Origin of the sequence: Pseudomonas sp. D4002 (assembly GCF_013385665.1) — a bacterium.
Classification (GTDB): Bacteria; Pseudomonadota; Gammaproteobacteria; order Pseudomonadales; family Pseudomonadaceae; genus Aquipseudomonas.
This window is the reverse complement of the sequence record NZ_JACAPN010000042.1, coordinates 98,981-114,461: the sequence shown is the minus strand read 5'-3', so window position 1 is coordinate 114,461 and position 15,481 is coordinate 98,981. Positions and strand designations below refer to the sequence as shown.

Here is a 15,481-nt window from a genome sequence, read left to right as displayed (position 1 = left end):
AAACTCCATTAACTCAACGATTGACCAAGGCTGCGGGGATGCGCAGCACCAAAGCGGCGCCGGCGAACAGCACGCCGGTGATCAGGTACATGCCGATGGCACTGGAGCCGGTGATAGTGGTGATCCAGCCGATCAGATAGGGCGAGCAGAACCCTGCGAGGTTGGCGAAGCTGTTAACCGCCGCGATGCCGGCGGCGGCAGAAACGCCCCCAAGCAGCGTGGTCGGTAACATCCAGAACAATGAGGTCGCAGACAAAATGCCGGATGCGGCCAGGCAAAGACTGAGGATGGACAGGGTTGGATTTCCCCCCATTAGCGCCGCTAGGCTCAAGCCGATAGCGCCGGCAATCATCGGCACGATGAGATGCCAGCGGCGCTCACGATGCTTGTCACCACTGCGCCCAACCAGCAGCATGGCGGCGATGGCACAGAGGTAGGGCAGGCTGGTAAGAAAGCCGATATGCAGAGGGTCGGAAACGCCTGAATTACGCACTAGGGTGGGCAGCCAGAAAGTGATTGCGTACTGTCCCATCACCACACAGAAGTAGATCGCAGCCAGTAACCACAAACGACGGTCGCGAATGAATTCGCCGACGGAGGCATGGGTGACTTTCTGCTGATCGTCTTCGGCCAGTTCCCGAGTGATCAGCGCTTTTTCTTCGTCGTTGAGCCAGGTGGCCTGATGCACCCCGTCCTTCAGGTAGCTCAGAACCAAAAGACCAACAACAACGGTCGGAACGGCCTCAAGAACGAACATCCATTGCCAGCCTGCCCAGCCGTGCACGCCGGCGAAGTGATTCATGATCCAGCCGGAAAGGGGGCCACCCACCATCCCCGACAGAGGAATGGCGATGAACCACAACACGGTCATGCGTGCGCGACGATAGGATGGAAACCAGTAGGTCAGGTAGAGCAACAGGCCAGGCGCGAGACCGGCTTCGGCAATGCCTAGCAGAAAGCGAAGGGCATAGAACTGCCATGCGGTTTCGACGAAGGCAAACATCGCCGAGACGATGCCCCAGGTGATCATGATGCGTGCGATCCAGACACGCGCACCGACCTTGTGGAGAATGATGTTGCTGGGGACTTCGCAGAGGAAGTAGCCAATGAAGAACATGCCAGCGCCAAGTCCATAGACAGTTTCGCTGAGCGCCAGATCGTTCATCATCTGCAGTTTGGCAAACCCGACATTGACGCGATCAAGGTAGGCGCACAGGTAGCACAGCATCAGGAATGGCATCAGGCGCCAGGCAGTTTTACGGTAGGCATTGGAGCGCACGGTCGAAACCGCTTCGAGCGACAGGGTTGTCATGATGGTCTGATCTCTTGTTTTTATTGACCGCCGGGACATCAAACCCGACGTGTCGTCGATCCAGAACCGCACGGGCCGCGCAGGCCCGCCCAGATGTACTCAGTGAATCAACATGCCGCCGTTCACATCCAGCGTGATACCTGTGAGGTAAGAGGATAGGTCGCTGGCCAGGAACAGTGCTGCGTTGGCGACATCCTGTGCGGCGCCGAGTCGGCCCAAGGGAATACCGTCGATGATCGCGTGGCGACGATCATCCTCCATCAAGCCGCCGGTAATATCGGTGTGAATCAAGCCGGGTGCGATGGAGTTGACGCGAATGTTGTCCGGCCCTAGCTCACGCGCCATGGCTTTGCCCAATCCAAGAACGCCTGCCTTGGCGGCGCTGTAATGAGGGCCACCGAAAATACCACCGCCGCGTTGAGCAGAAACGGAGGACATACACACGATGCTGCCGGAAGATTGTTGACGCATTACCGGGATCACTGCCTGTGACATGAGCAGGGTGCCGCGCAGGCTGACGTCCAGCACTTTGTCGTAGTCAGAGGGGCGGATGTCCAGAGTCTTGAGGGGCTGGGTGATGCCAGCGTTGTTGACAAGTACGTCGATGCGACCGAAGTGCTCGATGATTTTGGCAACGGCCTGTTGAACCTGCAATTCATCGGCAACGTTGGCGGCAAGACCGAGATGACCTTCGCCAAGAGAGGCTGCGGCATCACGGGCAGCGGATTCATCCAGGTCGAGGATCACGACGTGAGCCCCTTGTTGCGCAAAAGTGATCGCTGTCGCGCGGCCAATGCCACGGGCAGATGCAGCGCCGGTGATTATTGCGACTTTGCCTTGGAGAAGCATGGAGGAGTACCTCAAATTGTTTTTATTGGTCGATCCAAGAAGAACCGATGGGCTCAGCTTGTTCTCCGAGGATGTCCTGAGCAATAACGTGAATATCACTCGATGCTGAAAAAAATTCAGCACTCGTCAAGTCGATTACCAGGTGATTGAATGGAAGACAGTCCAATAATCTAAAAAATGTAATGAGGACGCCATGCGCACTGATGCCGATACGCCAACCATCCTTCCACCGCTGAGAGCAATTCAGGCCTTCGAGCAGACGGCTCGCTTCGGAAACGTTGCCAGGGCAGCTGAAGTATTGGATTTAACGCCATCAGCTGTTAGCCACCAGTTGGCCAAGCTTGAGGGGATGATTGGCAGGCAATTATTCGTGCGAGCGGCACGTGGTGTCTCCCTGACTCCGGTGGGGGAGCAATACCTGAAAGAAGTCTCCGGGATCCTCCACAGCCTTGCAGTGGCAACCGAGCGTGCTGCCAGCGATGTCAGTCTCGACTGTCTTCGGCTGCATTCATCGCCTAGCTTCGGCCTGCTCTGGCTGATGCCGCGATTGGAGGCGTTTCGCGCGAGCAATCCCGATATTCAGCTCAACCTGTCATGCTCATACGAGTCTTTGCACTTCAGTCGCGACAAGATTGATGTGGATATCCGCCATGGCATGCCCAACTGGCCAAGCTATGAGGTTCGTACAGTACAAAATGAAAAATTCGCCGTCCTGACCTCACCGAAATTGCTTGCGCAGCGACCCATCCAGGTTGCTTCGGATTTACTGGATTGTGATTTGGTGTTGTCTGAAGCCACGCTACTCAAGTGGCCCCAATGGTTTGCCCAACATGGTTTGGCTCGACCGGAAAGACCTTATGCGTTGAGCTTTGATCGATCTTACATGTCACTGGAAGCCGCCAGCCACGGGCTTGGATTCGCATTGGAGAGTACGTTGCTCGCACAGAAGTACCTGGCCTCGGGCGCGTTGGTCGAAGTCGCGCCCGAATCACTCAGCGCGCCGGTAGCCGCTCATCATCTTGTGTTCCCAAAAGCGCACTCCAGCTTTCCGCGCGTTAGACGCTTTTTAGAGTGGATGGAAAGTGAGTTGGGACATGAGTTTGCGTACTGAGCGGCCTTGAGATCGCTGTAGAAGCGAAGACGAACATGTTCGGCTTGGATGGATTGGAACAACGCCATACTGACCGTGGACGAAAATAATCGACCACCGGGTATGGTGGGTCAATTTTTCATCCCATGTCGCCTGTTTGGTCGCCCAGATGTCTGGCCATGGCGACTTGAAGCGAACATTAAGCTTCAAGTAAAACTTCGCAGCCACCAAAAGGGCGAACGGAGGGGCGATGCGTCGTTGTCCGAGACCCACTTACCACCTGACGTCGAGCGACTTGTAGCGCAAATAAATACCCATGATGACGATGTCGCCTGCGGGATGTGTTGCAAACCTTGGCTCGTCAACCATCCAGATAGATAAGGAAAACCAGACAGCAAAAATGCGCTATCGGTGCCAGGGTTCCTGCTGCGCGGCGGCAGCATTCGAGCTCGGAAGCTGCGCCAAGACACCATGGCTTCGGCGACGAGATTCGAGTCATAGATGGGAGGTGCGGGCAGCACATGCTCCGTAAATTCCACTATCTCGAAATCTTGGTTTGTCCATGACCGCTGGGCTTATCAAAGGTAAATTAGCTTATCCGGTGTACCCTTGGCGGTAGCCTAAATACGAGATGGTGCCGTATCTTTTTTTGCGCCATGTCCATCGCTTTCGTCGAAAACGATCTACTAATTATAAGTGATTCTGGTCGAACGCACTGGCTTGCTGCTATCGGAGCAGTCTCATCATCTGGCCCCGAGCAGCTCAAACCCCTGAGCTTCAACTCTTCTGCGAAAGCCCAAGTTCGTCTAGCAACCATTTTTTAAAGGTCTCGACCGCCGGATGACGTGTGCGGCGCTTGGGGTAAACCAAATAATGGCCCACATATTGGATATCGTGCGTGGACTCCCTCAATGGGGCGACTAATGTGCCTGCGCGTAATTCGTTCTGCGCTAGTAGCGTTGACTCGAGTACCACTCCCATCCCGTTCACGGCTGCCGCAATAGCCATGTTGCTGCGGTCAAAACGCAGCGCATAGTTTTGCGGGGCGACCAGTCGGTTGGTTTCAAACCAGCCCTTCCATTGAAGCATCTGTATATCGCACTGAATGAGACGGTGCTCATATAAGTCTTGAGCGCTGGACAGTCGTTCGGCTAGAGCAGGGCTGCAAAGCGGTGTCAGATGCTCCACGGCAAGAGGCACTTTCTCGTTCAGCGTAGAGCGCGGCTCGCCGTACACCACATCCAGATCGAAGTCATCGTTTTCAAACTGAGCGTAATCCGTACTGGCGGAGAATCTCAGGTCTACGTCCGGGTGCTGTTCCACAAATCGCGCAAGCCTGGGCATTAACCATTGTGTGCCAAAACTGGGGGCGGTATGCAGGCGCAGCGGGCGAGGTTCCTCGCTCTTGATGAGTGCCAATCCTTGGTGCATTTCCTCAAGACCGCGTTGGATGTATTCCATTAAGGCGCGTCCTTTTACGGTCAGATTCACCTCCCTCGTCGTGCGCTCGAACAAGGGAATTTCGATGAGATCTTCCAGCTTCCTGATCGAGTGACTAACGGCACTTGCCGACAACCCTAATTCTTTCGCTGCTTGAACAAAGGAGCCGCTCCTGCCGGCAGCTTCGAAGACACGCAACGATGCAAGCGGAACTCGTCGCAGTTGGAAGACTGGTGAATTTGGTTCATTCATAACTGCAAAAATATCCTTTGTCCGGTCGAAGAACGGGGTGATAGCTTTTGATTAAGTGGAACTGATGAATTTATGACACTAATCAGTCGCCAATTTCAACAAGCACCTAGGAACGATAATGACAATAATTCCTCAAAGCGCCGAAGCGGTTTCCCCGCTTCAGCGCGTTGCATATCACGCATGGCGGATCCGCCGCTTTGCACTGCGCATGGGTGAAGTCCAGGGGCAGGGCTATGTGGGCCAAGCATTAGGATGGGCCGATGTGCTGGCTGTCGCTTATTGCCATGCCATGAAGATCCGTCCGGCTGATCCGCATTGGGAGGGCCGCGACCGCTTTTTGCTATCTCACGGCCATTACGCGATCGCTCTGTATGCCGCATTGCTCGAAGCCGAAATCATTCCCGAAAGTGAGCTGGAAACCTACGGCTCGGACGACAGCCGTCTCCCCATGTCCGGCATGGCCACCTATACCCCCGGCATGGAAATGTCTGGTGGCTCCTTGGGCCAGGGTTTGCCAATCGGGGTCGGCATGGCTTTGGGCCTACGCCTGAAAAACAACCCAGCGTGGGTATTCAATTCAATGTCAGATGGCGAGCTGGACGAGGGCTCCACCTGGGAAGCGGCGCTGTCGGCGTCTCACCACAAGCTCAGCAACCTTATCGCGTTGGTTGATCTTAACAAGCAGCAGGCAGACGGTAACTCTCACGAGATACTTGAGTTCGAACCTCTGGTTGACAAGTGGCAGGCATTTGGTTGGCACGTCCAGCGTGTAGATGGCAATGACCTCGCTGCGGTCGTTACCGCGTTCGACAATGCCATGTCTCTGACAGAACTCAAGCCACGGGTGATCCTGTTCGACACACTAATGGGCAAGGGCGTTGATTTCCTCGAAACACGCGAGAAGAACCACTTTATCCGCGTTGACCAAGACGAGTGGCAAGCCGCGCTGAGCGTGCTTGATGCCAACTATGAGAAGGGGGGCTACTAAAATGGGCGCCGACGCTAACAAAAAACCACGCCTGACCACCTCTGCCATGATCGCCTCCATCGCCAGTGAGGGACAGCGCACTGAAGCAGCTCCTTTCGGGCATGCCTTGGTCGCCGCTGCGCAGCAGGACTCCCGTATCGTAGGCATGACGGCTGACCTGTCCAAGTACACTGATCTGCATATCTTTGCTCGGGATCTCCCTGAGCGTCACTTCCAGATGGGTATGGCTGAACAGCTGCTCATGGCTGCGGCTGGCGGTATGGCCAAGGAGGGTCTTGTGCCTTTCGCGACGACCTACGCTGTGTTCGCCACCCGCCGGGCTTATGACTTTATTCACCAAGTCATCGCAGAAGAGAACCTCAACGTGAAGATCTGCGCTGCACTGCCAGGTCTGACCACGGGTTACGGGCCAAGCCATCAGGCGACAGATGATCTTGCCCTGATGCGTGCCGTTCCGGGTCTAACTGTGATTGATCCCTGCGATGCGCTGGATACCGCTCAAGCGGTGACCGAGATTGCAGCCTACAACGGGCCGGTTTATATGCGCCTGCTGCGGGGTAAGGTACCACTGGTGCTTGATCAGTATGACTATCGATTTGAGCTCGGCAAGGCGAAGCTGCTTAGGGGCGGTAAGGACGTCCTGATTATCTCCAGCGGCATCATGACGATGCGCGCCTTGGAGGTCGCTGAACTTCTGGGAGATGGCAGCGCCGACGTCGCAGTGCTTCATGTGCCGACTATCAAGCCTTTGGACGAGGCGACGATTATTGAAGAGTGCCGTCGCAGCGGAAGGCTCGTCATTGTGGCCGAGAACCACAGCACTGTGGGTGGGCTGGGCGAGGCGGTTGCTTTGGCTTTGTTGAAGGCGCGAGTGCATCCGGAATTCAGGCAGATCGCTCTGCCCGACGCTTTCCTAGATGCCGGTGCGCTGCCCACTCTGCATGATCGATACGGTATTTCGACAGCAACCATGGCCGCGAATATTCGTGTCTGGCTCAGCTGAGGAGCATAACCATGAAAGTCGCATTTATAGGTTTGGGTGCCATCGGCTTGCCAATGGCCGGTCAAATCAAGAAGGCCGGGCATACCGTAGCGGGTGTGGAACTGAGTGAAGCCGGGCAAGTGGCTGCTGAGGCGCAAGGCATACAGGCTACGGCAGATTGGCGGGTAGCGGTCGATGCGGATGCGGTGGTGGTCATGGTCGCCACGCCATCGCAGCTGGCCGCGCTGGTGCAGCAGTTTGATGAGGTCAGGCAAGGGCAACACTGGATCATCATGAGTACCGTGGGCCCTGCTGCAGTCCGGGAGCAAGCAGGGAAGCTCGCAGCGAAGGGCGCAGTGGTCGTGGATGCACCTGTCACGGGTGGAGTTGCTCGCGCGGAAACAGGCAGCCTTCTCATTTTTGCGTCCGGATCGGAGCGGGCGATTGCCTATGTTCAACCGGTTCTGAGCGCTATGGGTCAGGTGAAAGCTGCTGGCGTGAAAATCGGGGACGGGCAGGCTATTAAAGTGGTGAACCAACACCTTTGCTCAGTGCACCTGGTAGCTGCTGCCGAAGCGCTTAGTCTTGCGCGCTCACTTCAGCTAGATCCAGCGCATGTACTGGATCTGGTTCAACACGGAGCTGGTGGTTCTTGGATGCTATCAGATCGTGGGCCGCGCATGCTCGAGGGCACCGACACCCGTGTGACGAGCATGGTAGACATCTTTGTCAAGGATAGCGGTTTGGTTGCCGAGGCGGCTAAAGCTTGCAGTGCGGAAGTCCCACTTCTCGACATCGCCCACACGCGTTTTTCGCAAGCTTCTGAGACAGGTCTGGGGCGGAGGGATGACAGCCGAGTGATCGAAACCTGGGAGCATCAAACCGCCTGAAAAGACGATTAACGAAGGGGAGTCCCAGCGGCTACCTACTTACAAAAACAATAAATGTTCGGAGTCTGCCATGAGCAATACTCATTCGGCGTCATCTCAGCCTAAAAACAAAGCGGGTAAGGTCTCATTCGCCTCGATGATCGGATCGGCAGTTGAGAGTTATGACTTCTTTATCTACGGCACTGCTGCAGCGGGTTGGTTTGGGCAAGTTTTCTTCCATACTACCGAGCCTATTGTAGGCATTCTCGCCGCGTTCGCGACGATGGCAGTCGGATTTTTCATGCGCCCGCTTGGAGGCTATTTAGCCGGTCACTACGGAGACCGCCTGGGCCGCAAGACTGTTCTACTTTGGTCGCTGCTGGCGATGGGCGGGGCAACGGTACTCATCGGCGCCTTGCCGACCTACGAGCAAGTCGGTGTAATTGCTCCCATTCTTCTGATCCTTCTACGAATGATTCAGGGCATTGGCTTTGGTGCCGAATGGGGCGGTGCCGTCCTTATGGCATGTGAACATGCCCCAGCGCACCGTAGAGGTTTTTTCGGTGCGGTGCCGCAAATTGGTATCCCGATGGGACTGTTGATGGCAAACGGAGCTTTCTTGGTGTCCACCGCCCTGTTTGAGGGTGACTGGGTCTGGCGCGCTCCTTTCCTGGTCTCAGTGGTGATGGTAGGCGTGGGGATGTACATCCGTCTTGGCGTGAGTGAGTCCCCAGATTTCGAAAAGGCCAAAGCTGAAAACACCCTGTTGAAGCAACCAGCTTTGCAGGTTATTCGTAAAGATTGGCGCAAAGTGCTGCAAATTGCCGGCGCTCGGCTGGCGGAAACAGGCGGTTATTACATCGCTACGAGCTTCATGCTTTCTTACGTCCTATTGGCGGACGTTGCTCCGAAAGAAAACGTTCTATGGGGCACGATGATCGGCTCTGCACTGGGGTTGGTAAGTCATCTGCTTTACGGGGCGTGGAGTGATCGAATTGGGCGTAAACCCGTATTCCTCCTGGGTACCATCTTTACGATAGCGTTTGGCATACCGATGTTCATGATGATCAACAGTGGTGTTGTCGTCATGATTGTTGCTGCGGTGGCTATCGCACTGCTCCTCAGTCACGATCCGATTTTTGCAGTCGAAGCGAGTTGGTTCACCGAGCAATTCCCCCCAGAAGTGCGCTCCTCCGGTATCTCGCTGGGTTATAACTGCGCATCTCTCATCGCAGGCACGCTCCCTTTCATCGCTACTGCATTGTTCTCTCAGGTCGGTTGGATTGGCCCTGCGCTTCTTTTCAGTCTGCTTGGCGTGATCTCAACAATGTGTGCGCTCAAGATGCGTGAGACAGCCCCAGTTAAAGTGGAGGCTTTGGGCGAGTCGCCCCCTGTGGGCAAGCGTGATGTCCTCGCAACGGCAGCAGTACGTCACTGATTGACATGCCGGTCAAAGGAAGGCCGGCAGTCACTTTGGTTCTTTGGCCGCAGCCAGTTCTGCAGCAAGCTCCAGCTGTTTGAATAGCTGGGGAAGGTGAAGCAGCTTTGCTTTCAATGCTTGTCCCGCATGAGGCTCGTGGTACTCCCGCCACCGAAACCAAATCAGATTCTCGTAAGCCACCCCAGTGAAGATCTACAAAAAATCCTCACACTTGCGAGGTTGTCGAAACTAAAGGCGGCAACCACAAGCCCCTCAAAGAATGGAAAGCTGAGCACGGCTCCGCCACCGTTGAGTCCTGACTGACCGAGTGATTTTGGTTTGAGTATAAATAAAGGGCCAGTTAATCGACGTAAGCGACCGAATCCTCCACCTTCGTTTTCGGCTATCTGCTACACCTCCATTCATGTGCTTCTCGCAAACCTTCAACGGAGGCAAGGATGATGAATTCAAGCTGGGCGGATCAGGTGGCGCTTGTTAGTGGAGCGGGCAGTGAGGTTGGAATCGGTATGGCCATTGCCCGTCGTCTTGGGGCTCAAGGGGCCAAGTTGATCGTCACGGCAAGCAGCGCACGCATCAATGAGCGGGTTGCGGAGTTACGCGCCGCCGGCTTCGAAGCAGTGGGTCGACCGGTCGACTTGACTCAGGAAACTCAGGTGAGTGAATTCGTCGCTTGGGCTGAGGCCGTCTGGGGGCGCATCGATATTCTTGTAAATAATGCCGGTATGGCGATGCAAGGGAGCCCAGAGCCGTTCGCTGAGTTCACGAGTACGAGCCTCGAAACCTGGAATCTTTCCATTGCTAGAAATCTGACAACTGCGTTTCTGTTAACCCAAGGGGTGTTGCCTGGGATGCGGGCGAGAGGCTATGGCCGCATAGTTAACATCAGCTCAACTACCGGCACACGGGCCAGTAATCCAGGGGAGGCTGCTTATAGTGCTGCAAAGGCGGGAATGGTAGGAATGAACATGAGTCTAGCTCTTGAGGTTGCTCATCAAGGTATCACGGTGAATTCAGTTGCCCCTGGCTGGATAGCTACAGGGTCGAGCACGCCTGATGAAGTCAAAGCCGCACGATCTGCGCCTCTCGGGAGAGCGGGGCGACCAGACGAAGTGGCCGCCGCCGTTGTGTTCCTGGCTTCGCCTGAAGCGAGTTACATCACCGGTGAGCTGCTCGTAGTGGATGGAGGCAATTGCCTGGTTGAGAACAAAGCTAATTAAGACTTTTCAACCCATTCTGCGACCGTTGAGTCCTGGCTGACCAAGTGACTTTAGTTTGAGTGCATAAGGGCCCCTGGGGCCCTTTTTATTTGTGCGTTACCAGAGTGTTAGTTCCAGTAGTCAGCCCGCTGAACCCGTGAAGCTTGTGTATCGACGCGGCATGTCCCGCATTGGCCGGCGCTTCCTTAAAGCTCGGGCACTTTTAAGCATCCGTCTACGGCTCAGCCATTATGCTGTTGGTGGCTGTGTTCTATTTTCCGTCGGGTACACAGAGCCAGAGCAATGAAGCATGCGCCAACCCAGCCTATGCTGCTAACGCCCACGCGATCTACCAGCAACCCAGTGATGACTGCACCAATGCCGATGCCTAGATTTATCATTGATACGTTTATGGCGTTGATCAACTGACCAGCGTTCCCAGCCCTTTTTAGCACGTCTATTCCGATAAGCAGGCTGACACCGGCGTGGCTGCTGGCAACGATGATGACGGCGAGTGGGACAGCCCATGTGAGATTGCCAAACACTGACAAGACGCACATGCCCACGGCCATGGTCACCAAGACCCGTCTGAACAGTGGCTCAAGATCATCTTCCACACGTTTGGATAGGATCAAATTGCTCACAATGTCTGCGACGCCGTAGAGACATAGGATCAGTGTGACGTTCATCTCACCGAAGCCGGTCTCCTTTTCTAGGAAGGTAGCCAAGAAGTTGAATACCGAGGCAACGCCAGCAAACATTAAGCATGAACTGACCAAGGTCATTGAGACGTCAGGCTTGAAGGCTACGCGCAGGGTGTCGCGCAGATTCTCTTTCTGCCGCGATTCTTCAGTAGGTCTCACCCAAATCCACACGGTTAGCAAAGCCACACAGCTCAGCGCCGTCATCATCCACATCGCCATCCGCCAATTGGTAGCGTCTGCGATGAGCTTGCCGACCGGGACGCCTACGACCGATGCGATCGAGATTCCTACCAAGACTCTACCAATCGCCATGCTTTCATTGCGGCCTTGCGACAGTGACTTCGCGGCAAGAGCGGCGTTTGTCCAGAAAACAGCAACACCGATTCCTCCTAGCACGCGACCAATGAGGATGATGTAATAGTCGCTAAAGACTGCGGAAATCCCGTTTCCGAGAACAAGTACCACGCACGCGGCGATGAGAAGGGATCGTTTCGAGGCCCGGTGTGCTAGAACACCAATGATTGGCGCGCTGATGCCCATGCCTAAGGCGAAAGCTGTCACCAGCCCACTCGCCGCCCCAATAGTGATGGCCAGCGATGTTGCAATTTCAGGTAGTAAACCTGCGACGATAAATTCAGAAGAGAGCATTACAAATGCAGTGAAGGTCAGCGCATAGACCCTTGGGTTGATAGTGCTGCGGTCTGGTGTCATCGGAAAAACCATCTTCTGAGTTCAGTGGACACGGCCTGCCAAGAAGGGGCGTTTGGTGAAATTTATGGGGTTGGGCAGGGCGCTTGCTCAGGCTCTCTGAATAGCCTGATGAAGCTTTTATAGAAACAGGAATGAGCAAAACCGCGACAGCCACAAAGCTATCGCGGTTGTCCTGCGTTTTAGCGGTTAGCGTCGGCCAAGCCAGCCTCGATGAACCGAACGGAACTCTCCATAGCCTGCTGACCTTCTGGCAGCATGGTGGCGTAGAAGTGCCAGGCGTGGAACATCGCAGGCCATACTTCCAAGTTCACGCGAACCCGGTTATCAGCCAGGTGAGTTGCAAGGCGCATTGCATCACTCAACATCAGCTCGTTCTCGCCGATCTGCACCAAGATTGGTGGAAGACCGGTGACGTCCGCGAACACAGGTGAGGCCAGAGGATGATTGGCCAATGTGGCGCCTAGGAATGCTCTGGCGAGGATGTCCAAGACAGGCTTGGAGTTCAGAGGATCCAGACCTTCACGGTTGCTCATGGAAGCACCGGTGTGTTCAAGGTTAGCCCATGGTGAGATGGAGGAGCCAACCGCAGGCAATGGAAGCCCTTTCGATTTAGCCGCGACCATGACGCTGACGACCATTGCGCCGCCAGCCGACTCGCCAGAGAACGCAATTTTGTTAGCCGGGATTTTCTGCTCAAGCAACCATTCGTAAGCGCGCAATGTGTCGTCAATTGATGCTGGGAACTTGTGCTCAGGAGCGAGGCGGTAGTCCGGCATGTACACACGAGCACCGAGCATTTTCGCGTAGTTGCCGCCGATACCGTGGTAGCCGTCTGGACGTCCTACAATGTAGGCGCCGCCGTGGATGTACATTACGACCGCGTCGGTTTTGATCTCGTCCGGAGTAACCAGTGTGCCTGGTACGCCACCCATGTCGACTGCTTCGAATTTAACGCCAGCTGGCGCTGGATTTTGCGCGAGCATTTTTGCGTAAGAGTCGCGGATGTCGCTCATTTTTGTGGTGGTATCGATTCCCTTAAGAACGGGTACCAGATCGCTAAGGCTATTGGCCCAGGTTTGGACGGCTGCTTGGACTTTAGTGTTCATAATGACCTCAATTGATCGTTGGGAGTGGATTAGCTAATTGAGATACTATGCTTAGTATTGGGGAATAGGGTTCCCCATAACAGGTGCTAAGCCGCCCGAACGTTGAGACCACCGAGGCCGTATGGAACTCCATAACCTGAATGATATTGCCGCGTTTGTGAGCTCGGTAAACGCTGGAAGCTTCACTGCGGCGGCAAAACAGCTTGGCCTTACGCGCTCTGCAGTGGGGAAGTCGATAGTCAGGCTCGAGGCTCGTTTACAGGTACGTTTACTGAATCGCACTACGCGCAGTTTAAGCATGACGGATGACGGCCAGGTTCTGTATGAGCGCTGCGTGGGCGTTCTTCAGGATCTGGACGACGTGGAGGATGCCCTTGCGTTTCGTCGTTCGACACCCAGTGGGCGACTGCGGATGAGTCTGCCGGTTGCGCTGGGCAGACTTCATGTACTTCAGCACATTGAGTGCTGCCTTAAGGATTGGCCTTCCCTGAGCGTGGATATCACTTTTTCTGACAGGCTGGTCGATCTGATCGATGAGGGATTTGATTTGGCCATGCGCATCGGGCCACCGAAGGAAGATTCTCGGTTGTTAACGCGCACTGTGGCCTACCAACAAATGATTACCTGCGCTTCCCCCAAATATTTGGCTGAGCACGCCGAGCCTAAAACGCCGGAGGATTTATCCGAGCACCAGTGCCTGCATTTCGTGAGTGGTGGGAGATTGCTTCCTTGGAATTTTCGCGTGAATGGTAGCTCTGTGTCCGTTACTCATGGTGGAAGGCTACAGATGGACAGTGCTGAGTCATTACACCAGTCAGCTGTAGCTGGCCTGGGCATCGCGACTCTTCCTTCCTACGTGGTGAACGACGATTTGAGGAGCGGCAAGCTTGTTCAATTGCTCGCTGGGTATGCAGAGGCCGCAGAGCCTATTCGGGTGATCTACCCTAGCAAGCGACACCTCTCTCCAAAAATTCGACTCTTCATTGATAAGCTCGTGGAGGCTTGGTCACCATGCCCACCATGGGATCAGCATTCTGCGGAAGGCATTCACTCTGCCTGACCCGTGAGTGAAGCTCGCACGGCTAGTCGATACCTAACATATGCATCGCCTATTCATTTCACTTGAGCACCGACTTCCAGGCGTGGGCACTGCGCCCGTATTCCGTGCATCTGCCAAAGGAGCCAGTGCCTTATAGGCTTAGTGCGCCGGTGTTTTCCACATCCTCAATATGATTGGCGCAGATGCTCATGACTGCGTTGCGTCGGAACTACTGGCGCTCCTTGCTGGGGAAGTGACCATGCAGACCGCTTGACAGCGGTCAAATATCCGAATAAAAATGAAGCGCTTCATAAATATCTCTTTCGAGAATAAATACAAAAAATAGAGTCGTGAAAAGATCACATATTTTGTTGGCTAAGCGCCGCAGGCTGTGAGAATGAAACGATTCATATTTGCCGTTTTCCTAGGCAAGTCTGGAGATCATAATGATCACTGCATCATTAGCCTTCGCTCGGTCAACGACGCAGGTTGCCCTCGCCACTCTCTTACCTAAAGTCACAGACCGCTCCGGCACGGGGGCACTGGCTTCGCCACGCAAATCTCCTAAAACCACCCGCCTAAATGAGTCCGAAATTTTCGGTCAGCCAGTGCGGCATCGGACGCGTTTGAGCATCACCGCCTCTTGTTTCTGTTTTTTCAGCGCGGGGAATTTGGCATGACGAATCTTCGACATTCAGGACGCACAGTTCTCATTACCGGGGCAGGAGGGGGCATCGGTGCCTCAATTGCCCGGCTGTACTGCGAGGAGGGCGCGCGGGTTGCCTTGGTAGATTTCGACGAACAGTCAGTTTCCGAGCTTTCCCGGCAACTCAGTGCTGCCGGACATTTGGTGGCTTGGGCTAAAGCTGACGTATCAGATTTCGCTCAATGCAGTCGAGCCTGTCTTGAGCTTAGTGAGCAGCTCGGCACGATCGACACCTTGATCAACAATGCAGGCGTGTCACCCAAACATCAGGGCGCACCCGCACCGATTTGGGAAATGGATCCTCTGGAATGGGAAAGGGTCGTCGGCATCAACCTCACTGGATCGTTCAACCTGGTTAGGGCAATCGCGCCGGGAATGGTTGAGCGCGGCTTTGGAAGAATCGTGAACATGTCTTCCGTCGCCGGCAGCGCCTATTTGCCTATTGTCGCGGCGCATTACAGCGCTACTAAAGCCGCGATTATCGGTTTTACCCGTCACCTGGCAGGCGAGCTCGGGCCCTATGGCATTACTGCAAACGCACTGGCTCCGGGACGCATCGAAACACCGCTTCTGAAAACCGTTTCTGCGCAGGCGAACCAGGCAGTCGTTGATGAGACTCCGTTGGGCCGTCTTGGAACGCCACTTGAGGTAGCTAAAGCAGCATGCTTTTTGACTTCAAACGACAGCGACTTCATCACGGGCCAAGTTTTGGATGTGGCGGGTGGCTGGTTGATGCGCTGATCCTGATTACTTAGCGGGCCTCCCGTCCAATCTAACAATTTATCTTCCGGTTTTC

13 protein-coding genes and 1 pseudogene are annotated in these 15,481 nt (G+C 55.0%); 9 read left to right on the top strand and 5 right to left on the bottom strand.

What is annotated here, in order from left to right:
• Positions 1-13: 13 nt before the first annotated feature.
• Both HX824_RS26235 and HX824_RS26230 read right to left on the bottom strand, forming a co-directional pair.
• A complete protein-coding gene (locus HX824_RS26235) occupies positions 14-1,312 on the bottom strand; it encodes an MFS transporter (protein WP_177055451.1) in 1,299 nt (432 codons plus the stop codon).
• Between the two features lie 99 nt (positions 1,313-1,411).
• On the bottom strand, positions 1,412-2,161 hold the full coding sequence (locus HX824_RS26230; protein ID WP_177055516.1) for an SDR family NAD(P)-dependent oxidoreductase: 750 nt from the start codon (positions 2,159-2,161) through the stop codon (positions 1,412-1,414).
• Positions 2,162-2,354: 193 nt separating this feature from the next.
• Here HX824_RS26230 and HX824_RS26225 point away from each other — a divergent pair, with 193 nt between their 5' ends.
• On the top strand, positions 2,355-3,272 hold the full coding sequence (locus HX824_RS26225; protein ID WP_177055449.1) for a LysR substrate-binding domain-containing protein: 918 nt from the start codon (positions 2,355-2,357) through the stop codon (positions 3,270-3,272).
• Positions 3,273-4,028: 756 nt separating this feature from the next.
• Here HX824_RS26225 and HX824_RS26220 read toward each other — a convergent pair.
• Positions 4,029-4,943: a LysR substrate-binding domain-containing protein gene (locus tag HX824_RS26220; RefSeq protein ID WP_177055448.1), complete on the bottom strand. Its 915-nt coding sequence runs from the start codon at positions 4,941-4,943 to the stop codon at positions 4,029-4,031.
• A 118-nt stretch (positions 4,944-5,061) separates the two neighbouring features.
• On the opposite strand from HX824_RS26220, the gene HX824_RS26215 reads away from it, so the two are divergent.
• From HX824_RS26215 to HX824_RS26195, 6 genes and pseudogenes are all read left to right on the top strand, one after another.
• The gene (locus HX824_RS26215; RefSeq protein WP_177055447.1) at positions 5,062-5,931 is read left to right on the top strand and encodes a transketolase; all 870 of its coding nucleotides are present in this window, start codon (positions 5,062-5,064) and stop codon (positions 5,929-5,931) included.
• A gap of 1 nt (position 5,932) precedes the next feature.
• Positions 5,933-6,934 carry a transketolase family protein gene (locus HX824_RS26210; protein ID WP_177055446.1) on the top strand — a complete coding sequence of 334 codons (1,002 nt, stop codon included), beginning with the start codon at positions 5,933-5,935 and terminating at the stop codon, positions 6,932-6,934.
• Positions 6,935-6,945: 11 nt separating this feature from the next.
• Positions 6,946-7,803 carry an NAD(P)-dependent oxidoreductase gene (locus tag HX824_RS26205; protein WP_177055445.1) on the top strand — a complete coding sequence of 286 codons (858 nt, stop codon included), beginning with the start codon at positions 6,946-6,948 and terminating at the stop codon, positions 7,801-7,803.
• Positions 7,804-7,873: 70 nt separating this feature from the next.
• A complete protein-coding gene (locus tag HX824_RS26200) occupies positions 7,874-9,220 on the top strand; it encodes an MFS transporter (protein ID WP_177055444.1) in 1,347 nt (448 codons plus the stop codon).
• 200 nt (positions 9,221-9,420) lie between these two features.
• Positions 9,421-9,522 (top strand): annotated as a pseudogene (locus HX824_RS33040) (transcriptional regulator); the annotation flags it as partial.
• 141 nt (positions 9,523-9,663) lie between these two features.
• The gene (locus HX824_RS26195) at positions 9,664-10,440 is read left to right on the top strand and encodes an SDR family NAD(P)-dependent oxidoreductase (protein ID WP_177055514.1); all 777 of its coding nucleotides are present in this window, start codon (positions 9,664-9,666) and stop codon (positions 10,438-10,440) included.
• Positions 10,441-10,661: 221 nt separating this feature from the next.
• Here HX824_RS26195 and HX824_RS26190 read toward each other — a convergent pair whose 3' ends face one another.
• Together HX824_RS26190 and HX824_RS26185 are read right to left on the bottom strand one after the other, a co-directional pair.
• Positions 10,662-11,834 carry an MFS transporter gene (locus HX824_RS26190; protein WP_177055443.1) on the bottom strand — a complete coding sequence of 391 codons (1,173 nt, stop codon included), beginning with the start codon at positions 11,832-11,834 and terminating at the stop codon, positions 10,662-10,664.
• Between the two features lie 179 nt (positions 11,835-12,013).
• Positions 12,014-12,940 (bottom strand): alpha/beta hydrolase, encoded by a 927-nt coding sequence (locus HX824_RS26185; RefSeq protein WP_177055441.1) that lies wholly within the window; start codon positions 12,938-12,940, stop codon positions 12,014-12,016.
• Between the two features lie 121 nt (positions 12,941-13,061).
• On the opposite strand from HX824_RS26185, the gene HX824_RS26180 reads away from it, so the two are divergent.
• Positions 13,062-14,000, top strand: coding sequence for a LysR family transcriptional regulator (locus HX824_RS26180; protein ID WP_122597435.1), 939 nt, complete (start codon positions 13,062-13,064; stop codon positions 13,998-14,000).
• 655 nt (positions 14,001-14,655) lie between these two features.
• Complete coding sequence (locus tag HX824_RS26175) at positions 14,656-15,426, top strand: SDR family NAD(P)-dependent oxidoreductase (protein ID WP_177055439.1); 771 nt, start codon at positions 14,656-14,658, stop codon at positions 15,424-15,426.
• Positions 15,427-15,481 lie beyond the last annotated feature (55 nt).